We start from the raw sequence: 20,497 nt of genomic DNA on the forward strand, positions 1-20,497 counted from the left end.
TCATGTGGGAATTATTCCGCGCACTAAATCGCCTTATGAAACCTCGCTATCTTTTACTCTCCCTGATCGTTGCCCTATTAAATGCCTGCGGTGGAGGTGGCTCATCCGCCACTGGCACCACAACAACAGGTACAGGCATATCTACCGGCACCGGAGCGACAACCGGCACCAGCACAGGAACCTCCACAGGCACAACTACTGGGACAAATACAGGTACCAGCACAAGTACGGGCACATCTACCGGCAGCACGACAGATACCACAACGGGTTCCACAGGAACTGGTAGTAGTACCACGTCAGGCACTGGCACAAGTACCGACACCACAACAGGTACCGGCACCGTTGTTACTCTGGAAAAAAAAGCAGCCTTGCTGGCCGCCAAACTCGGCAAGCCATCACGCCTGCTGGTCGGACTGGGTAGTGTTGATCTTGCCTCCATACAAAAACAAAGCCTGACACCTGACATTTATGATCAGTACCTGGTCGGCGTAGGAGCTGGTTCTTGGCCGACATGGAATAGCCCTTCAGGTGCTTATGTTCAAGTGGTGGCAAAAAATGCTGACGCCATGGGTGCAGTACCCATGTTTACCTTATACCAAATGGCCAGCAATGGGGATGGCAATCTGACTGGCTTGGCCAATGCTACTTTTATGACGCAGTATTGGTCTAATGTACGTCTGCTATTCCAGCAATTACGGATTTATGGCAAGCCTGCCTTAGTGAATTTTGAGCCTGACTTCTGGGGTTATGCGCAGCGCATTTCCAACAATGCTGATCCTGCGACTATTTTTGCGCTGGTAAATACTGATGCCGACTGCAGTAATTTACCCAATAACCTGATTGGCGTCAGTAACTGCCTGATGCAAATTGCACGTAAATATGCACCGAATGCTTATATAGGCTTTCCACCACCATTGTTTGGTGATTTGCTGGCAACCTCGGTAGGTTTTTTGCAAAAACTCAATATGGACAAAGCAGATTTCATCGTCATGCAAACGCTGGACCGTGACGCTGGCTGTTTTGAAACCTCACCGCAGCCAACATACTGCCAGCGCGCAGGCACTGGCTGGTATTGGGACGAAACCAACACTACATCACCTAATTTTACTGAACATTTTGCCTTGGCAAAGAGTTACAACGTCGGATTGCAGCTGCCTGTTCTGTGGTGGCAAACTCCATTGGGAGCCCCATCCACACAAAAAGGATCCGCCACTCAATGGCGTGATAACCGTGCGCGCTATTTCCTGACGCATCCGAATGAACTGATTGCGGCAGGCGGTATCGGTGTTGTATTCAGCGCCGGCGAAGTGAACCAGACGACGATCAATACGGACGGTGGACAGTTCAAAACGCTGTCCACCAACTATTTCCTCAAACCAGCCAGCCTTCCCTGAGGATATCAGCCCAATAAATTCCTGAGGGCGACATTCAATTCCGGGTACTGAAACGTGTATGACAGCGCCTGTGCTTTCGACGGAAGCACACGCTGCCCACCGGTCAGTAATACGGACATTTCTCCCAATGCCAGCTGTAGCACAAAAGCCGGTGCAACCAATAGTGCAGGTCTGTGCAAAGCACTTGCCAGTTCGCGTGTGAATTCGATGTTTCTGACCGGATGAGGCGCAACCATATTGAAAACGCCACGTGCTTGTTCATCTTCCAGCAAACGACACACCAGTGCCACATAGTCACTGATATGTATCCAGCTCATCCATTGTCTGCCATGACCAATTCTGCTCCCCAGTCCTAAGGAAAAAGGCAAACGCATTTTTTTCAACACGCCACCTGCTGAATCAAGCACGAGGCCTGTACGTAAAATGCACACCCGCATATCCATCCCAGCAGCCTGCATCGCCGAGGCTTCCCAATCCACACACAATTGGGCTCCAAAATCTTTACCTGCTGGAGCAGATTCGTCGAGCATTATCTCTTCAGTGTCGCCAGTATCGCCATAAACGCCGATCGCTGAGCCACTTAAAAAAATGGAGGGTGGATGTTTGGCGGCCCTGACTTTTTCCATTAAAGAATCTGTCAGCGCAATACGACTATCACGCAATACCTGCTTACGCCTGGCACTCCAGCGCTGATCAACAATCGGCTCACCGGCCAGATTAATAATGGCATCCCAGACGCTATCTGCATGATAGTCATCAAGACTCCCGATAGCGTTAATAGTCTCGCCACAGAGTCTCTTCACACTTTCAGGGTGACGACTGAACACCGTAATCTGATGTCCCGCTTTACTTAATGCAGCGCATAAGCGACGCCCGATCAACCCCGTACCACCTGTCATCAAAATTCGCATTACTACCTCATGTAAAGTCAACGCACATTACATCAACGGATGTTGAAGTACAGTCTGACAATGTGCCAAATAAATTGCTTAATCGCTTCGTGACAGATAGGCGCAGGACTCCTGGTTAATGTCACTCAATTGAGACTTCATCGTGGCGTCATCATCCCCAAATCATTATGCGAACGGTGAATGCCTGTGAATGCAATGCCAGCGGATAACCAGAAAATACCCAGCGAACATCATCGCTATCGCATTTCCTCCAGAATCTTTAATGTCTCATCAAAATTCCACACCCGGCGGATTTCTATCACATCATATTGTGCCGCGATATTTGGTGGAAACGCCGCATAGCGCGCATTCAGCCGAACGATACGACGCACAGCCTCGTCAAGATCAGCCCTGCCACTGGAACGGATGATCGTGATCTCCTCCACGCTGCCATCACTGCGTATCGCGACATGAACAACAGGGTCACCCCGGGCTTTATCCTTCGCCAATTGAGAATAATTCAAATTACCGTTTCGCTCGATTTTTTGCTTCCAGCTGTCAATATACATTCGTAACGGTACATCTTTCTCAGCGCTGCCAAACACACTACGACGACGTGGGCGTTCATCGCTTTCAGACCGAGTCATTGGTGGTGTACCGCGCAGTAAGTCCAACCCCCTTGCCTGCTCACGGGCACGGTTTGCAAGTTCGCTGCCAAGCAAACTTTTCGGCAGAACAAATACCTGTGCGGTCGGTACTTGCGCTGTATTGCCGTGATCTCCGGTGCTGCTACCCTGATGGATATTGGCATTTGCAGCCTGTTGCATACTCCCTGCTGTGACTTGGGCAGTTTGTGCTGCTGGTAATGCCTGGCTGGCCGTTGTTGCTTTCGTTGCTGCCTCCATCACCTGTGCAGCAACCTGCACCTGCTCACGCTCTCTTTGTTGCATAGCAGCGCGCTCGGCTTGCTGGCGTATTGCCTGCTCCACTTTTTGCTTAGCCAAATTTTCTTCATTCTTTTTCTTACTCAGCAATTCTTCGGCTTGCGCTTTCAGTTTTTCTTCCAGTTGCTGCGCTAATTGCTGAGCCTGTCTCCGCTCCTCCTGCAACCGAACAGACTCAGCAACACGGGCATCTGCCTGCAAACTGCGTTGCTGTTCGATAATAATATCCTGTTGCTGTTTTCGTTCCTGTGTCCATGAATCTAAGGGCACCTGCATGACAAGTTCTGTCCGGCGCTGTTGCGCTGCCACGCGTCTTTGTGCTGCTTGTCGCAATGCCTCTGCACGTTCAGCTTCCTGCTCGCGACGGCTTTGCTCGTCAGCCTCCGCTTGTCGCTGCATTGTCAGTGCAGCAAGCTGGCGGCGACTGGCATCGTCGGCTTGTTGCCGATTTTCTTCGTCCATCTGTTGTATCAATTGTGGTGGCAAAACATTATCTGTACTTTTTTGCATCGCTGCTATTTCAGCTTGTCTCAGCATTTTGTCTTCATGCAATTGACGTTTTTTCTGACTTTCAGCCGCTTTCATCAATATCTCTTCAGACTGCGCATCCTTGGCGATTGCACTAGCGTCTTCCATTTTTTTATGAACATCCTCCGGATCAGGTACGGCCACAACAAAATCACTCAGTACAGCATCTTGGGCAATGATATGAGTAATGTCTGGTGCTGCTAGTGGTCGTGACCGTCTGGTTGCTGAGGTAGCGTCCTGCTTGGTTTTACTTTTGGGGGCGAGGACTGAAGACTTGCTCCTCGGTGCGACAACAGCGGATGCACGTGGCGCAAGCAGCTGCAAACCCGTTGGTGTTGATTCAGGCATTTTCTTGTCTGACGCAGGAGTATTCTGATATTTGCTCTCCGTGTTTGTAACCACGCTCACAGCGGGTGCGGCAAGTTCCGGAGCTGTCGCTGTAGTTACAGTAGCGGGCGTGTTAGCAATTTGTATGCTGAGGTCTGGCGTGGCAGCGCGCCGCTTGGACCAGGGAGCCTCCAGATCAGGTAATGCAAGACCAGGAATCCCGAACTGAAGCGACAATACAAACGCGTGAATTACCAATGAGATGAGTAATCCATACGTCAGACGTTTTTTCACTTCGTCTGGTAAGCGCTGTTCTGTGTGCGTATTAAATAAATTCATTCAGCAGGATTTGTGCCGGAGATAAAAATAGTGTCAGTTTCATTATCGCATGCAAAAACAAGCCAGCGACTATCGCCTTATTTATTGTCAGCATCCCAATCCTTGCGTTTACAACGCGTCGATACGATGTTGATAACAGCAATGTCAATGACAACCCATGCCACTATGCCAATTTCAACAACATCATGGTGGAGTTGAATCAAGAACATCGACCCAATGCGGCGTATGCTCATATTTTCAATGATTTCGGAGTCTTGGCTAGTATGAAAAAAATCTCGGTAATTGACTCACATACAGGGGGAGAACCTACCCGCGTGATTATCAGCGGCGGCCCCGACCTCGGGCATGGTTCACTGGAAACACGGCTGGAAAATTTTCGCCAGCAATTTGATCATTATCGCAGTGCAACCGTTTGTGAACCTCGTGGTTCTGATGTGCTGGTGGGTGCGCTGGCATGCACACCTACTGATCCGTCTTGTACAGCGGCCGTTCTGTTTTTCAATAATGTGGGTTATCTTGGCATGTGCGGTCACGGCATGATTGGATTTATGGTGACACTCGCACATCAAAACAAAATCAGTCTGGGTGCGCACCGCATAGAAACCCCGGTTGGTATTGTGGAAATCGAATTACACAATCATCACGAAGTCAGTGTGCACAACGTCCCTGCCTATCGTTATCGTCAAGCAGTACAGGTCGCAGTACCCGGTTATGGTTTGGTCACAGGTGACGTCGCCTGGGGTGGCAATTGGTTCTTTCTGATCAATCAACATGGTCAAGACTTGCAACTGTCTAATATCGAGAAGCTGACTGACTTTACATGGTGTGTGCGTCTCGCGCTGCAGGCTAGCAATGTCACTGGTGAACATGGTGCCTTGATAGACCATATTGAACTCTTCGGGGAGCCTGACTCAGAAGCTAATCACAGTAAGAATTTCGTCCTTTGCCCGGGGAAGGCCTATGACCGTTCGCCTTGCGGTACAGGCACCAGCGCAAAACTCGCCTGCCTGGCGGCGGATGGCAAGTTGAACGTTGGCGATGTGTGGCGACAGGAAAGTATTATCGGTAGTGTCTTTGAAGCTTCTTACCGACATCTGGAGGGGAGCAACAAAATATTGCCCAGTCTGAGAGGCAGCGCCTATGTGACCGCCGAAGCTGATTTGTTACTCAATGACGACGATCCGCTCATCTGGGGCATACGTTAAATGAACTGAGGCTGGTGAAATCTGCCAGCCTCATTCGTTCGCCTCAAAAAAACTAACGCAAAAAACGTCCATCTTTAGAAACGACCGTCAGCTCAACATAATCTGATCCTTGATGCAGAGTTTTGCTGAAATTCACGACAAAACCATCAAAATCGGTTTTCCCCATGGCATCCAGCGTATTGAGCAAGCGTTCGCTATTGACATCTTTTCCGGCACGCTTTAAAGCCTCGACCAGCACTTTGGCATCCAGAAATCCTTCTATCCCAAGGTAAGAATATTCTTTAACGCCCATCTTGCTCATTACTTTCTGATACTCACGTACCAGTGGCGTTGTCGCAGAAAAAGGGAAAGGCAACACTTGCGAAATGATCATGCCGACACCGTCTTTTCCCAATGCCCGGATGCTTGATTGCGACGCCAATACCGATAACGCAAAATATTGTATGCCTTTGACCTTTTTATTAAAGGCCTGAATAAAATCACTCGACGGCTTGCCAGTCGTGATCAGAATGATGGACTGCAACTCAGCCGCTTCCATTGTACTCACCGCCTTATCCAGATCGGAAGAGTCATTGTTGAGACTGGCCACGGCAGACAACTTTAACTGATGCCGTGCAGCAGCTTGTTCTATGCCTGCCAGTCCCTCCTTTCCGAACGCATTGTTCAGATACACCACACCGATCTTCCGGATTCCTCGTACGCTGAGGTGATCCACAATTTTCTCGGTCTCAGCGCTGTAACCGGCGCGAATATTAAACGTATGGCGATTGAATGGCTTACGGACAACATCAGCACCCGTGACAGGTGCAAAATTCACTATACTGGCTTCTTCCAGCAAAGGTAACAACGCCGTGTTGGCTGGAGTGCCTATCATGCCAAATAAAGTCAACGCTTTTTCTTTTTCGATCAATTGCCTGGCATTGAGCAATGAGCGGGCAGCATCATACCCATCATCCAGTACCACATAGCGCAATTTACGACCGTTCACACCACCTTGTGCATTGACGTAATCAAAGTACGCTTTGGCACCATTCGAATGTGCAACGCCAAGCTCAGCAAGAATGCCGGTCAGCGCTGTCGATTGTCCGATCACGATATCGTTACTTTGTGCAAACGTCGTCTTGTAAGCGAGCAGTAACAACGATAAAAATACTATTTTAATAACAAAAAATGGTCCTGATAATTTATTCCACATAGCGTCTCCTGAAAATTTTATATTGCACAGCAAAGAATACTGGCATCGTTTTATATATATTCCGGCGACACTTGTGGCGCACCATAATCATGGTAATGGCTTGTGATGCCACTATCTGAACCGGTGAGAATAAAGCAAGAAAGATAGAAAGTTTGTCTTACAAATGACTTTTTTTACACAACTGAGGATATCAGTGCAAATTGCCGAGAAATTAAGCATATTCAGCACTACAATTATTTGTCTGATATCAAATAACAACAAGATACATATCAAAAAATAAGTAAAAAATGTATTTTTGGCTTGAAATGATGCTCATTAAAAACATTTCCACAGAGTATCTATATAATCCGTCGTGAAAATAATGAGAGACGTCACTTTATGCGTATGAACACCCCCGTCACCGATATTGAGTACGAACTCAGTACATCTGAGACCATCGTGTCGACGACTGATTTACAAGGCAATATTACTTATGCCAATCCCTATTTCATCCAAGTCAGTGGTTACTCTGAAGAAGAGTTAATCGGTGCGCCGCAAAATATTTTGCGCCATCCTGATATGCCCGTAGAAGCATTTGCTGATTTGTGGAAAACGATCAAGAGCGGTCGTGCCTGGACTGGCATGGTCAAAAACCGCCAGAAAAGCGGTAATTTTTATTGGGTGCTGGCCAATGTCACGCCGGTCTTTGAACATGGCAATGTAATTGGATACTTGTCAGTCAGAACCAAGCCCAGCCGCCAGCAAATCAAGGCAGCAGCAGCTTTATACAAAGAAATGAAAGCGGGCAATCCGAAAAAAATTGTCATTCATCATGGCATGCCCAGAAGAACCGATCTGCGTGGCAAGCTTGCCAGCTTTCAGTATCTTTCTATTGGCAAACGGATCAACTGGAACCTGTCTTTGATCATGCTGGTTTTGTTGTTGACGATACTGAACACCGCTATATCCAAAGAAAAAAATCCTCTCTGGCTAATAGCGCTATGGGGAGTTGCTTTTTTCAGTACCGGATATTTATGGTATTCATTACAGAAATCCATCGTCAAACCACTGAAACAGGCATTACGTGCGAGCCAGATTATGGCTGGTGGCGACCTTACGCAGGAAATCGTGGCACATGCCAGTGATGACATGGGACGCTTATTGGCTTCATTGCGTCAACTCAATATCAATCTGTATTCAATCGTTGGCGATGTCCGTCGCAATTCAGATCAGATACGCATCGCCACCCACGAGATTGCCACGGGGAACATGGATTTATCCGGACGTACCGAATCACAGGCATCTGCACTGGAAGAGACGGCGTCGAGCATGGAACAACTTGCCGCCACAGTGCAAAACAATACCGATCATGCCTTGCAGGCAAACCAGATGGCCAGTACCGCATTTGATGTGGCAGACCGTGGCGGCGTGATTGCCTCGCAAGTTGTCACCACGATGGAAGATATCAGCAGTTCGTCCAAAAAAATTGTCGATATCATCAGCCTGATTGAAGGAATCGCTTTCCAGACCAATATTCTGGCGCTGAATGCAGCTGTTGAGGCGGCACGAGCTGGGGAACAAGGGCGTGGTTTCGCAGTTGTCGCCAGTGAGGTCCGGAATCTGGCGCAGCGCAGTGCCGTCGCAGCCAAGGAAATCAAACAACTGATTGACCTGTCCGTTGGTAAAATCGACGCCGGTACTCAACTCGCAGAACGCGCCGGACATACGATGCGTGACATCATTGAGTCAGTCGAAAACGTGCGTAGCATCATGCATGAAATCGCTGCTGCCTCGCGCGAGCAAAGCGCAGGTATCACCCAAGTCAATGCAGCCATTACTCAAATGGACGACGTCACACAACAAAATGCAGCGCTGGTAGAACAAGCAGCTGCAGCCGCAAGCAGCCTGGAAGACCAGACAGTTAAGGTCGTGAAAGCGCTGGCATTATTCAAGCTGGAGAAAAAATGATTAACAGCGGTATGCAGCGTAGCTGCATCCGCGCCTCAGTTCAAAAGCCAGAAGCAGAATCAGATTCAACATAAAATCGTAGTCAACGTTCTAGCAACGTATCCCGATACTGCGTGGGCGTCATCCCCACCGTCGCCTTGAACACACGAGAAAAAGCACTGTGATCCTGATAACCACACGCCTGAGCTATTTCCGTAATACTGTCTGCGGATTCAGCCAGCAGCTTTGCCGCAGCATCAAGGCGGATTTTCATCATCATCTGACGCGGTGTCAGCGAAAAAATTTTCTGAAAATACCGCTCCAGCTGCGACACTGATAAACCCGTCAAATGGACCAATGTCGCCATCGATACCTGATCCGCCACATGCTGATGGAGATGTGCCACAGCAGCCGCAATTTTTGCATAGACAGGATGATGATTATCTGGCGCAGCCAGATCACGTGAAATTCCGGCAACGCCGATAATATGCTGACGATGATTATACAAAGGTATTTTTTGTGTCATACACCAGCCAGCTGTGCGATTAGGGTAAAGATGTAATTCGAGTTGGTTGCGGATCACACAACTACCACGCAACACCGACTGATCCTGTGCGGAATAAGCCGCTGCCATCGAGCCAGGAAACAACTCTGCTACCGTACGCCCCAGCAAAGCCGATTTTTCCCGTAACCCACAGCGCCGAACCAGGGTTTGATTGACGACGATATATTTGCCTTGATCGTCTTTCACGAAAAAAACGATATCGGGCATGGCATCAAATAAGGCTTCTGAAAAAAAAGCATCACGGAGACTCAAGCCCAGTGTTCTTCGCTGTTCTGACCAATCCACTGCCGCAACTTTGCTCATGCTTTTCCCGTGTGTATTGAACGAAATGGAAAGGAGTGCAACTGAATCAGAAGCGGCTGAATATGGATAGCGTCTTAATATTGGGTAAGACTTCTGTCGTCAGCCAGCACTTACAATGCCTCATCTGAACATTAGCATAGCGTCACTCGCCGCGCCGCGCTGGTAAATCAGAAAAGCAATGCCGGTGCAGTTCGTAGACATAGAGCAAGTCATTCAACACAGCAACCACATGAAACCATGAACAGGCTGCGATTTCAGATAAGGCCGCCACTCATGTTATGTGCTTGTTATGTGCTTGATGTGTTTGTCATACCCTCGTTGTGTCCCCGACATGCCAGTCCGGCAAACGCTTTTCAATAAAGGCTTGCACACCTTCCTGCGCTGAAGCGTCCATCATGTTACACGCCATCGTCTGACCCGCAATCTGATAGGCAGCTTCAATACCCATGTCCAACTGCTTATAAAATAGCTGCTTGCCCATACTGATAGCCACTGCTGGTTTGCGAACAATGCTAGCAGCCAATGATGCAACAGCAGCATCGAGCTGATCGTTAGCAACCACACGATTGACCAGTCCACGCTGCATGGCGGTGTGTGCATCGATAAAATCCCCCGTCAGCAGCATTTCCATTGCCTGCTTACGTGACACATTACGTGACAAGGCAACCGCAGGTGTTGAGCAAAATAAACCGACATTCACTCCCGATACAGCAAAGCTGGCATTCTCTGCCGCTACTGCCAGATCACACATGGCAACCAACTGGCAACCAGCAGCAGTAGCCAGTCCGTGTACCCGCGCAATCACAGGTTGTGGCAATTTCTGTATTGCGATCATCAACTTGCTGCACTTCTGAAATAACTGTTGGTAATAACTAGCGTCAGGATGCTGCTGCATCTGTTTCAGATCATGTCCAGCACAAAACGCTTTTCCAGCCGCAGCCAACACCACGACGCGCACCTGTGGCTCCTGCGCAATGGTTTTAAATACCGTCAGCAATGCATCCAACATTTCTTCAGACAATGCATTAAAACGTTCGCCACGGTTTAATGTCAGCGTGGTAATGCCAGCAGCATCCTCACGTACCACCCAGGGAGATGATGTTGAGTGACTCATTCTGCCTCGCCCTCCTCATCTGGCTCCATACCGGTCTGGACACTCTTTCCTTGTCCCAGCAATACAGGCGGTACATAAGTTGCCAGCAAATGTTCGCGGCTGGCCGGCGTTTCCAGACTGATGCGCCCCAGAGCACCGCTACGATAGTCAAGCAGTAGCGTGTGGGATGCCTTTTCAAAATCCCAATCACCGCCTTTGAGCTTGTAACCACGTTTTTTTGCAACACCTTCCACCACAGCAACCGCATCCATCCCTTCCAGATCAAAACCATAGCGGGTCACCAGCGACTTCGGATAGTGAATCAGCAATTGCTCGGCAAGGAAAGTCGCGATCTCTTCTTCGATCAGCGCATTGATACCGATCGCATGACTAGCCGCCAGCATCAGGCCGTCGGTAGGATGTTCGATCTTCGGCCACAACATGCCCGGCGTATCGGTCAATATCATGTTTTTACCGAGATACAACCGTTGCTGCGTCTTCGTTACCGCAGGTTCATCACCGACGTTGGCAACGCGTTTTTTCAGCAAGGCATTCATCAGCGTCGATTTACCGACGTTAGGAATGCCCATGATCATCATGCGTAAAGGCTTCGTCGGCACGCCACGATGCGGCGCGAGCTTCAGTGCAAAACCGGGCACCTTGGCGACGTCCGCCGGTTTTTTGCAGCTCATCGCGACCGCAAACACGTCTTTCTGGGCGTTGTAGTAGTCCAGCCAGAATTTAGTGGCATTCGGATCAGCCAGATCGGCTTTGTTTAAAATTTTCAGGCAAGGGCGTTGGCGGAAAACGCGCAGTTGCTCCACCATAGGATTGCAACTCGCCTGCGGAATGCGGGCATCCAGCACTTCTATCACCAGATCGGTGTTTTCCATGGTTTCCGCCGCCTTCTTGCGGGCAGCGTTCATGTGGCCGGGGAACCATTGTATCGACATACTTATTCTTCTTTTGAGCAAAAACAAAGCGATATTGTACGTAAGTCTGCCGATCTTGCGCCGGAAGTTTGGATTTTCACGGCTTTTTCGCTTAATTTGCCGTATGTTCAACAGCACATAACTTAGGACTTACGCAAAATTGTCCCAGCAAGGCATGGCGACGAAGGCTGTACGTGCTTGTACAGCGTTTCGTACAATAAGGAGCCATAACACCGCTGAGGCAGTTTTGCGTAAGTCCTTTTGCGTGAGTCCTATAACTCTCTTTTGATGACCGACTTAATTATCCGCCGCTGTTCTGGCCAATTGTCGCAAGACATAAGCCGCCGCCGCCATACCAAATGATGCTGTGACGACAATAGAAGAACCAAATCCAGCACAATTAAGACCCGTAATTCCAGCATTTCCACCATTTTCGCTGTTCACGACTTGCTCATTCTCTGAACTGATCTCCACGGCGCATGCCTCCGCTGTTTCCGGCATGGTCAGCACTTCCATGGAAAATACCGCATCAATACCAAATTTGCTTTTGGCTCCGCGCGGAAACCCATGATTCTGGCGCAGACGTTTTCTTACCAACGCTAACAATGGCTCTTGCTCGGTACGTGACAAATCCCGAATTTCAATTTTACCGGGATCCATCTGACCACCGGCAGCACCAATCGTAATGAGGGGGATGCCTTGCTGACTACAGTAGGCAATCAACGCCGTTTTTGCCTTAACGTTGTCAATTGCATCAATCACATAATCAAAATTTTTCTGCCCCAGCATCTCTTCAAGATTGTCAGGCGTCACAAAATCTTCTACCTCAGTCACCTGACAATAAGGATTAATCAATGCAATACGCTCGGACAGCGCACTTACTTTGGCTTTCCCCAAGGTATCACTGTGAGCTTGTATCTGACGATTGATATTCGATTCAGCAACATTATCCAGGTCAATCATCGTCAGACGCCCGATAGCACTACGCGCCAGCGCTTCGACCACCCAGGAACCGACACCACCAACGCCAATGATGCAAACATGGGCAGTTTTAAAACGTTCCAGCGCAGCTGCGCCATACAAACGGCCAACGCCACCAAAACGGCGCTCAAAATCGATATCTGTGTGTTGTTGCATAATAGGAGAGAGAATGAATTCAGCCGCCATTTTACAAGAGCTGAATTGATGTGTCGCAAGCGCTGGCCGTATCTGTATTGCATAATGCTGCTATCAACCTCAACATGAGACTATCGTGAATCCATTCTTCGACAATGCTCCGGGTTTTGACCAGCCGCTGGCCGTACTGAAACACTGTCATGACCGCATTCGCAAACAACTGGCAACGCTGGATAAGTTATTGGCACATTTGCCCGTCTATGGTGCGGATCAACAGGCGCAGCAAGCGGCACAGGCGGTGCTGCGTTACTTCAGCAAAGCAGCACCATTGCATCACGAAGATGAAGAAATCGATTTACTGCCAACGCTGCAACAAACCGCACAAGACGCCGATGCGGCCTTGTTGCAGCAATTATTACCAACCATTTTGCAGCAGCATGAACAAATGGCATCACAGTGGCACGTGATTGAAGCACAACTGAATCAGATCGCCGAAGGCAGCAGTGCCGCATTGTCAGCATCGGCCATACAGGATTTTGCTGCTTTATATGCTACTCACATGGAAATTGAAGAGACCCAAATTGCGCCAATGGCTCAGCGGTTGTTCAGCGAGCAACAAATGCAGGCATTGGGTCAAGCTATGCAAACCCGTCGTGCAATTTGACAAAAATCTGACAAACATCCAACAAGCACATCGAATATATTTACAGACAATAAAGGAATCCTATGTCTATCGCCGATCTCCGTAAAGATTACCAGCAAGCCAGTCTGTCTGAAGCAGATGTGGCGAATAATCCGTTTCAACAATTCGGTACCTGGTTTGAGCAAGCATTAAAAGCTGATGTTGCTGAAGCCAATGCCATGAGTCTGGCCACGGTCAATGCAGATGGACGCCCGACATCGCGCATCGTGCTGATCAAGGAATTCGATGATCGCGGCTTTTCCTGGTTCACCAACTATGACAGCGCGAAAGGTCATGATCTGGAAAAAAATCCGTTCGCAGCCTTATTATTTTTCTGGACAGCACTAGAGCGCCAGGTACGCATTGAAGGAAAAATAGAAAAAATCAGCGATGAGGAAAATGATCGCTATTTCCAAAGTCGCCCGCTGGGCAGCCGTCAAAGCGCCAACGCATCACAACAAAGCCAGCCAATCGCGGATCGTCATGCATTGGAACAACAATTGGCAGCCGTCGTCGCTGAATTTGGCGAGCAGCCACCACGACCTGCGCATTGGGGTGGCTATCGTCTGGTGCCGGAAAAAATAGAATTCTGGCAGGGGCGCAGTTCCCGCCTGCATGACCGTATTGTCTACACCCGCAACGCAGACCAGCAATGGAGCATCAGCCGCCTGCAACCTTAATCAATCCCCCCGTCCCTTCATGCAGATGCGGGGCATACAGTCGCGCATCTGCTATCCTTGATTGGCAGCTCCAATCAACAGTCTCCACTAAAAGTACCCTGGCAACATTGCAGGTAAAGGTACCAGCGCAAGTTCGGATACGGACACTGTTTTCACGTCATCAAATCAACATATCTGCATGTTATTCTCGGCGCTTTATTGAAGATCCGCAGTTACCCCATGCGCAAGAAAAAAATTCTGCTGTTAAGCGTCTCAGCTGGTGCCGGACATCAGCGTGCAGCCGAAGCAATACGCGTACGTGCAGTACAAAACGAATCTCATCTGGATGTCCTGCATCTGGATGTAATGAATTTTGTTACAACAGGTTTTCGAAAAATCTATACCGATTTTTATATTCGCTTGGTTAACAAGGCGCCAACACTGTGGGGTTACCTCTACCACGCTAGCAATGAAGCCGAGGCTGACAGCACGTTACAACGTCTGCGTCGCGGCATTGAGAGGCTGAATGCAAGATCACTGCTGACAGCGATCGCCGATTTCCAGCCTGATGCCATCATCTGCACGCATTTTTTACCAGCAGAATTGCTATCACGGCTACTACAAAAACAACGTCTGGCATGCCCGGTCTGGGTACAGGTAACCGATTTCGATCTGCATAAAATGTGGGTCCATGATCACATGGCTGGCTATTTTGTTGCGAACGAAGAAACTGCCTATCGTGTGCATCTGAATGGCATCAGCAAAGAAAAAATTCACATTACCGGCATCCCGATCATGCCTGAGTTTATGCAACTGGCAAATCGCCAGCAATGCGCTGCTGACCTTGGCATTGATCCGGCACGCACCACAATTTTACTAATGGGTGGCGGCGCCGGATTAGGTCAACTGGATCAGGTTGCAGAAGGCTTATTAAATACACAGATGGACATTCAACTGATTGTCCTCGCAGGTAAAAATCAACAGGCTCTGACATCCCTGCAGCAATTGGAAAAACGGTATCCGGGTCAATTAGTTCCACTCGGTTTCAGCAACACAGTAGAACGACTGATGGCCTGCGCCGATCTGATCATTACCAAGCCCGGCGGACTCACAACCGCAGAGTGCCTGGCGTCAGGATTACCGATGCTGGTCAATTCGCCCATTCCTGGGCAAGAAGAAAGAAATGCAGATTTTTTGCTGGAGCAAGGCGTAGCGCTGAAGGCTATCGATGATATCAGCCTGCGTTTTCATATCGAATTTTTGATGACACATCCTGAAAAACTGGCAGACATGCGTCGTAAAGCACAAGCACTGGGAAAACCGGAGGCCGCAGCCAGCGTCCTCAGGCAAATTCAGTTATCAACCTGATTCGTTTGATTTTTTACCCTACTTCTCACCTGACTTATCACGTACGATGCAAACATCTTATCCACGTATTTTTTTGACTTTATTCTGGGTATTGTTACTGGCTTTATTTTTTGCGCAGGTCGAAATACAAATCGAAGGTGCCTCAGGCTGGGGTGGGAACTTACCGACATGGCGCATAGAAAAACACTGGCTACTTGATCTGCTCTGGGGTGGTCGCGCAATGACGGGTTACCACGCCTGGGTCTTCCCGTTTATTGCCATGTTTTTTCATTTCCCATTTTTCTTGATGCAGCAATGGAGCATCAAATCAGAAGCCCGAACACTTTCCTGTCTGATCATCTTCTGGATCATCGAGGACTTCATGTGGTTTCTCATGAATCCCGCATATGGTCTGCATCACTTTAATCAGATTGACGCACATTGGCATAAGCACTGGGTATGGGGTACTCCGATTGATTACTGGATTGGCGGTGCAGTCAGTATTTTTTTATTCTGGCGTTCGAATCAAAAATAAAGCACAGACAAATCCCGTCCCTGTTATCACTATGCGCCAGCATAACATCAACCCATATCACACCATATCGGCGCAGACCAGACACATTCGCTATATTACGAAAGTCCCTATTCAACACTGCATTTCTGCACAGTGCTGTATCTGTATCGCATAAGAAGACAAGACCTGAAATGATGGGTCTTTACGCGGCCATATCAAACCAACTCCATCGTCGGTATAGCGCGGTACCACATGTAAATGCAGATGTGGCACGGTTTGCCAGCCAGCTTCTTTATTGGTTTGCAGTACCGTAATACCGTCTGGATGAAACACCTGATCAATTGCTCTGGCAATGCGTCTGGCAACCCGCATCATGGCTTCCACTGAAGCTTCATCTGCCTCCATCAGTGTGGGATAAGGTTTTTTGGTCGCGACCAGTACATGGCCCGGATTGAGCTGTCCGGCATCCATGAAAGCAAATACCCATGCGTCCTCATACACTTTGGCACATGGCAACTCGCCGGACAGCAAGCGTTCAAAAATAGTCGGCATTTTTTATCCAGATCAGATGAAGCATCTCAGTTGAGTATTTTGCTGGCAAAGAGCTTCCGTGCTTTTGCCACTTTAGGAGCGACGACCACAGCACAATATCCCTGTTGCGGATGCTGCCGGAAATAATTCTGATGATAATTTTCGGCAATAAAAAATTGTGGTGCCTCTGCAATCTCAGTCACCACAGGGTCCTCCCACACAGCCGCCATCTGCGCTTTCACTTCACACGCAATCGCTTCTTGTTGTTGATTATAAAAATAAATGACTGAGCGATATTGTGTACCGACATCGTTACCTTGCCGGTTTAATGTCGTTGGATCATGGATGGTAAAAAATATTTCCAACAATTCACGATAACTGATCTGCTCCGCATCAAAACTCACACGCACAACTTCCGCGTGTCCCGTACGCCCAGTACAAATCTGTTCATAGGTAGGATGATCAGTCGCACCGCCCGCATAGCCCGATTCGACTTTCAGAACACCACGTATCTGCTGAAACACCGCCTCTGTGCACCAGAAGCAACCACCACCAAGCACTGCTATTTCTGTCATTTTCTACTCCTGAATTTTCTACATGACATCATTGACGTACCACCACAGCCCTCTTACAACAAAATACAAGCAAATACAGAGCCTGATTCTATTCCGACTGAAAATCCCAGTCAGGTTTGGCTATTTAAAGAGTCCGCAAATAATCGTCCAATTTGGCAAACGTACCACCGAATCCTTGTTCCATACCGCTACGTGCGGCGTCAAAGGTGGTATTTCCCTCCTGATCGGAATTCCAGGGTTGCCAGGTGATAGTTACTTTTGTAGAGGTATCTTCAAGCTTTTCAAAAGTGGTGACCGCCAGCATTTCAAGCGGCCATGTCGGAGACATTGGGTGCCTGGTCATACCACCTTTCTGATCGGAAAAAGATTGTATGAGAGTCAGTTGTGCATCAGGGATGATGTCACGAAATACTTGTTTCCCCCACATTTGCATACCGTTTGGCCCTTCCAGACCGTAGTGATATGTTCCACCAATCCTGAAATCCATCACCGCATGAATGGTTTTAAAGCCTTCAGGACTCATCCAATTTTGTAAATGCTCAACCTCAGTATTGACTTTAAATAACAGTTCACAAGGCGCATTGAAAATTCTGGAAATACTAAACGGAGCAACAGTTTGTATCATGGTTATTTTCCTTTGGTTGAAGTGACAAGGTATTTGCAATACTGAAGCGGACGACGAAGCACTTAACACCTCGCTTACATTCACCTTCAGATTATTAACGTAGCATTTAATTACTGACGAAATGCGTCTATTGCGTCTATTACGTATATTACGTATATTAAAACTCGTTTTCTTGTCGAAGCAGAATCCGGCTGATGATAAAAGCCTCACCTTGACAATATAATTCCGGATGATCGGGGATTAATTTTGCCTCGCTTACTGCCTCTAAACAACAGCAGGGTTACATTTCTAACAAACGCCGTTGGCGCTCTTTTTCTTCCAGAATAGCAGACTCAATTTCTTCCAATACAGCGCCAACATCCGCCTGATGCGTATCAAGTTCAACGATGCCGGTGAGCGGCGTATCGGGTGTCAGTAAGCCATCAGTGTATAAGGCCCATATTTCTTTACCGTACTGCGTTTCCGCCAGTTCAGGGGCAAACTGGGCAAAGTAGGTAGCCAGGTTAGCGACATCACGCTCCAGCAATACTTCCGCTTCGGTATTACTCGCGGCGTCAATTGCCTGAGGCAGGTCAATGATCACCGGCCCTTGCTCGTCGACCAGAATATTATATTCAGACAAATCTCCATGAATAATCCCGGCACACAGCATCAGTACAACCTGATGCAGCAATTGCGCGTGATACTCTCTGGCCATTTCAGGTGTCAGTTCTACGTCATTGAGTCGCGGTGCCGCATGTCCGGCTGCATCAGTCACCAGATCCATCAGCAGTACGCCTTCAAAACAGATATAGGGACGCGGCACTTTGACACCGGCGGCGGCCAGGCGGTACAAGGCATCTACCTCGGCATTTTGCCAAACTTCTTCCTGCATTTTTCGGCCATAGCGAGTGCCTTTTTCCATCGCGCGTGCCTGACGGCTATTTTTAACTTTTCTCCCTTCCTGATAAGAAGCAGCGTGCTTGAAACTGCGTTGACTCGCCTCTTTATACACTTTGGCGCAACGAATGTCTTCGCCACAACGGACGACATAAACAGTCGCTTCTTTTCCACTCATTAACTGGCGCAGAACCTCGTCAATCAATCCTTCTTCTACCAGTGGTTGTATTCTTTTTGGTGTTTTCATGAGCGGGTGGGGCTTCTAATATTCCTACGTTATCAGGACTGATGCAAAATTGTCCCTGAAAGGCCAAATAAGCGTCTTGTACTTGGAGGTACATCACTTGCAGGTGATGTTCGCTTCGCATGCAGGCGACATGTTGCCTGAAATCCTGGTACATCATGGCGACGACGGTAGTACTCGCCTGTGGCCTTGTATTGGACTTGTACAACGGCGAGCCATCAAGCCGCTGGAGCTATTTTGCGTCAACCTTTTTTACACTATATTTTGTCCGCAAAACAGGACAGCATTCTACTGCCTCAACAAATCGGGTTTAACGACGCGGTTTTCCGGGACGTTGCGGTGCCGTGTGTGGACGCGACTTATTTCTGTTAGCGTAAATGGTTTCAGCATCCTGCACTGCACGCTCTTGTGTGCGCATTTCTTCATGATCGTCGTGCAAAGTAAAAAAATCAGCGGCCTGCGCACGCATCACATGCTTGATAGCATCTTCATCAGTGACATCATATTTTTCTGTGATTAATGTCGTGACTTCGTCCAGGTATTCTTCGTAGGTCATCATCTTGGTATTCCGATCAATGTAGAGGTATGCAGCCAGCTGATGCACGTCGTCCGATGTGCGCCGTGCCAGTGTTACAGCATGCAGAGGCTAAGCATTGTACACGCGCCAGCACTGCAGCCTCTCATTTAGCGAGTGAGGCAATGCGTAGTTCAGAATACGGCATCAGAACCGTTCTCGGCTACAATGCCGCCTTTCGCGAACGATATCATCGGAGAAAGTTTTATGAGCATCATTATTCACGACGCCTTACGTGCCTATATAGACCCGTTGACAGAGCACGAATTTGCAGCGCTGGAACGTAGTCTGTTGACTGAAGGTTGTCGCGATGCGCTGGTCTGCTGGGGAGATGTTCTGATTGATGGACATAATCGCTACGCTATCTGCCAACGGCATCAGATTCCTTTTAACGTGATACAAAACAATCAATTTAACAATATTGAAGATGTGCAACTGTGGATGATTGACAATCATCTGGCTCGCCGCAGCGTCTCTGATTTTCAACGTGGAATGTTGGCTCTGCGCAAGAAAGAAATCATGCTTGCCAGAGCAACGGAGCAGGAAACAGCACCGGCCGACGTAGAAACAACTGACGTTGCAGTCCCCATCATCAAGACAACCCAGAGCCGTCAGGAAATCGCCCGGGCCGCCGGCATCAGCAGCAATGCCGTGGTACAGATAGAAAAAATTCAGCGGGCAGCCGCTCCTGAGCTGGTTGGCGCTGTACGCGATGGCACCATTTCTATCAGCGCCGCAGCGGCGATTGCTTCACTACCCGATGCGGAGCAGCGCACGGCTGTTGCCGGCGGACGTAAGGAGTTACAACAAGTTGCCCGACAGGTCAGAGAGAAAATTCGGGAACAACGCGCGCCTAAAACATCTTCACAGCCCAAAGAAGAAAAAGAGAACGCTGTACCAGCAACTGCCAGCGATGCGGTTCATTCACAGCAAGACTTATTGCAACAAATCGCCACGCTGAAAAGCGAAAATATCAGGCTGAATGAAGAACTTGTACAACTGAAAGCAGCGTTGGCTGCCGCAGGCGAATAAACTGTCAAGGGTTGAAATTACGTCAGAAAGCATATGGCGTGGCAGCCTGGTTACACAACAGTGGTCAGGCATAGCCTA

At 48.6% G+C, this 20,497-nt stretch carries 20 protein-coding genes; 8 read left to right on the plus strand and 12 right to left on the minus strand.

Annotated features, from left to right (window positions below):
- Positions 1-35: 35 nt before the first annotated feature.
- Positions 36-1,394: a hypothetical protein gene (locus ACO0LB_RS08895; RefSeq protein ID WP_423048586.1), complete on the plus strand. Its 1,359-nt coding sequence runs from the start codon at positions 36-38 to the stop codon at positions 1,392-1,394.
- A gap of 5 nt (positions 1,395-1,399) precedes the next feature.
- Here ACO0LB_RS08895 and ACO0LB_RS08900 read toward each other — a convergent pair whose 3' ends face one another.
- Both ACO0LB_RS08900 and ACO0LB_RS08905 read right to left on the minus strand, forming a co-directional pair.
- The gene (locus ACO0LB_RS08900; protein ID WP_423048588.1) at positions 1,400-2,305 is read right to left on the minus strand and encodes a TIGR01777 family oxidoreductase; all 906 of its coding nucleotides are present in this window, start codon (positions 2,303-2,305) and stop codon (positions 1,400-1,402) included.
- A 236-nt stretch (positions 2,306-2,541) separates the two neighbouring features.
- Positions 2,542-4,422, minus strand: a complete 1,881-nt coding sequence (locus tag ACO0LB_RS08905; RefSeq protein ID WP_423048590.1) for a TonB family protein — start codon at positions 4,420-4,422, stop codon at positions 2,542-2,544.
- Positions 4,423-4,676: 254 nt separating this feature from the next.
- On the opposite strand from ACO0LB_RS08905, the gene ACO0LB_RS08910 reads away from it, so the two are divergent.
- Positions 4,677-5,627: a proline racemase family protein gene (locus ACO0LB_RS08910; protein WP_423048592.1), complete on the plus strand. Its 951-nt coding sequence runs from the start codon at positions 4,677-4,679 to the stop codon at positions 5,625-5,627.
- 52 nt (positions 5,628-5,679) lie between these two features.
- Here the strand turns inward: ACO0LB_RS08910 and ACO0LB_RS08915 are convergent, their stop codons facing one another.
- A complete protein-coding gene (locus ACO0LB_RS08915; protein ID WP_423048594.1) occupies positions 5,680-6,822 on the minus strand; it encodes an ABC transporter substrate-binding protein in 1,143 nt (380 codons plus the stop codon).
- A gap of 378 nt (positions 6,823-7,200) precedes the next feature.
- Here ACO0LB_RS08915 and ACO0LB_RS08920 point away from each other — a divergent pair, with 378 nt between their 5' ends.
- Positions 7,201-8,769, plus strand: a complete 1,569-nt coding sequence (locus ACO0LB_RS08920) for a methyl-accepting chemotaxis protein (protein ID WP_423048596.1) — start codon at positions 7,201-7,203, stop codon at positions 8,767-8,769.
- A gap of 82 nt (positions 8,770-8,851) precedes the next feature.
- On the opposite strand, the gene ACO0LB_RS08925 is transcribed toward ACO0LB_RS08920, so the two are convergent.
- The 4 genes from ACO0LB_RS08925 to ACO0LB_RS08940 all read right to left on the minus strand — a co-directional run bounded on the left by ACO0LB_RS08925 (position 8,852) and on the right by ACO0LB_RS08940 (position 12,808).
- Entirely contained in the window at positions 8,852-9,616 is a 765-nt protein-coding gene (locus tag ACO0LB_RS08925; RefSeq protein ID WP_423048598.1) for a helix-turn-helix domain-containing protein, read from the minus strand.
- 307 nt (positions 9,617-9,923) lie between these two features.
- The gene (locus tag ACO0LB_RS08930) at positions 9,924-10,730 is read right to left on the minus strand and encodes an enoyl-CoA hydratase (protein WP_423048600.1); all 807 of its coding nucleotides are present in this window, start codon (positions 10,728-10,730) and stop codon (positions 9,924-9,926) included.
- Positions 10,727-11,662, minus strand: coding sequence for a ribosome biogenesis GTPase YlqF (gene ylqF / locus ACO0LB_RS08935; protein ID WP_423048602.1), 936 nt, complete (start codon positions 11,660-11,662; stop codon positions 10,727-10,729). The genes ACO0LB_RS08930 and ylqF overlap by 4 nt, the downstream gene beginning before the upstream one ends.
- Before the next feature lie 276 nt (positions 11,663-11,938).
- A complete protein-coding gene (locus ACO0LB_RS08940) occupies positions 11,939-12,808 on the minus strand; it encodes a tRNA threonylcarbamoyladenosine dehydratase (protein WP_423048604.1) in 870 nt (289 codons plus the stop codon).
- Between the two features lie 85 nt (positions 12,809-12,893).
- Here ACO0LB_RS08940 and ACO0LB_RS08945 point away from each other — a divergent pair, with 85 nt between their 5' ends.
- The 4 genes from ACO0LB_RS08945 (at position 12,894) to ACO0LB_RS08960 (ending at position 15,980) form a co-directional block, all read left to right on the plus strand.
- Positions 12,894-13,421, plus strand: coding sequence for a hemerythrin domain-containing protein (locus ACO0LB_RS08945; RefSeq protein WP_423048606.1), 528 nt, complete (start codon positions 12,894-12,896; stop codon positions 13,419-13,421).
- A 62-nt stretch (positions 13,422-13,483) separates the two neighbouring features.
- A complete protein-coding gene (gene pdxH, locus ACO0LB_RS08950; protein ID WP_423048608.1) occupies positions 13,484-14,119 on the plus strand; it encodes a pyridoxamine 5'-phosphate oxidase in 636 nt (211 codons plus the stop codon).
- Between the two features lie 219 nt (positions 14,120-14,338).
- Positions 14,339-15,466, plus strand: a complete 1,128-nt coding sequence (locus ACO0LB_RS08955; protein ID WP_423048610.1) for an MGDG synthase family glycosyltransferase — start codon at positions 14,339-14,341, stop codon at positions 15,464-15,466.
- Positions 15,467-15,512: 46 nt separating this feature from the next.
- Positions 15,513-15,980, plus strand: a complete 468-nt coding sequence (locus ACO0LB_RS08960) for a hypothetical protein (protein ID WP_423048612.1) — start codon at positions 15,513-15,515, stop codon at positions 15,978-15,980.
- A gap of 111 nt (positions 15,981-16,091) precedes the next feature.
- Here the strand turns inward: ACO0LB_RS08960 and ACO0LB_RS08965 are convergent, their stop codons facing one another.
- The 5 genes from ACO0LB_RS08965 to ACO0LB_RS08985 form a co-directional block, all read right to left on the minus strand.
- Positions 16,092-16,511 carry an HIT family protein gene (locus ACO0LB_RS08965; protein WP_423048614.1) on the minus strand — a complete coding sequence of 140 codons (420 nt, stop codon included), beginning with the start codon at positions 16,509-16,511 and terminating at the stop codon, positions 16,092-16,094.
- 26 nt (positions 16,512-16,537) lie between these two features.
- Positions 16,538-17,065, minus strand: coding sequence for a peptide-methionine (S)-S-oxide reductase MsrA (msrA, locus tag ACO0LB_RS08970; protein WP_423048615.1), 528 nt, complete (start codon positions 17,063-17,065; stop codon positions 16,538-16,540).
- 124 nt (positions 17,066-17,189) lie between these two features.
- Complete coding sequence (locus ACO0LB_RS08975) at positions 17,190-17,690, minus strand: SRPBCC family protein (protein WP_423048617.1); 501 nt, start codon at positions 17,688-17,690, stop codon at positions 17,190-17,192.
- 280 nt (positions 17,691-17,970) lie between these two features.
- Positions 17,971-18,816, minus strand: coding sequence for a PA4780 family RIO1-like protein kinase (locus ACO0LB_RS08980; protein WP_423048619.1), 846 nt, complete (start codon positions 18,814-18,816; stop codon positions 17,971-17,973).
- 307 nt (positions 18,817-19,123) lie between these two features.
- Positions 19,124-19,369 carry a hypothetical protein gene (locus ACO0LB_RS08985; RefSeq protein WP_423048696.1) on the minus strand — a complete coding sequence of 82 codons (246 nt, stop codon included), beginning with the start codon at positions 19,367-19,369 and terminating at the stop codon, positions 19,124-19,126.
- A gap of 225 nt (positions 19,370-19,594) precedes the next feature.
- Here ACO0LB_RS08985 and ACO0LB_RS08990 point away from each other — a divergent pair, with 225 nt between their 5' ends.
- Positions 19,595-20,419: a hypothetical protein gene (locus ACO0LB_RS08990; RefSeq protein ID WP_423048621.1), complete on the plus strand. Its 825-nt coding sequence runs from the start codon at positions 19,595-19,597 to the stop codon at positions 20,417-20,419.
- The last annotated feature ends 78 nt before the right edge of the window (positions 20,420-20,497 follow it).

Origin of the sequence: Undibacterium sp. SXout7W (assembly GCF_049339385.1) — a bacterium.
Classification (GTDB): domain Bacteria; phylum Pseudomonadota; class Gammaproteobacteria; order Burkholderiales; family Burkholderiaceae_D; genus Undibacterium.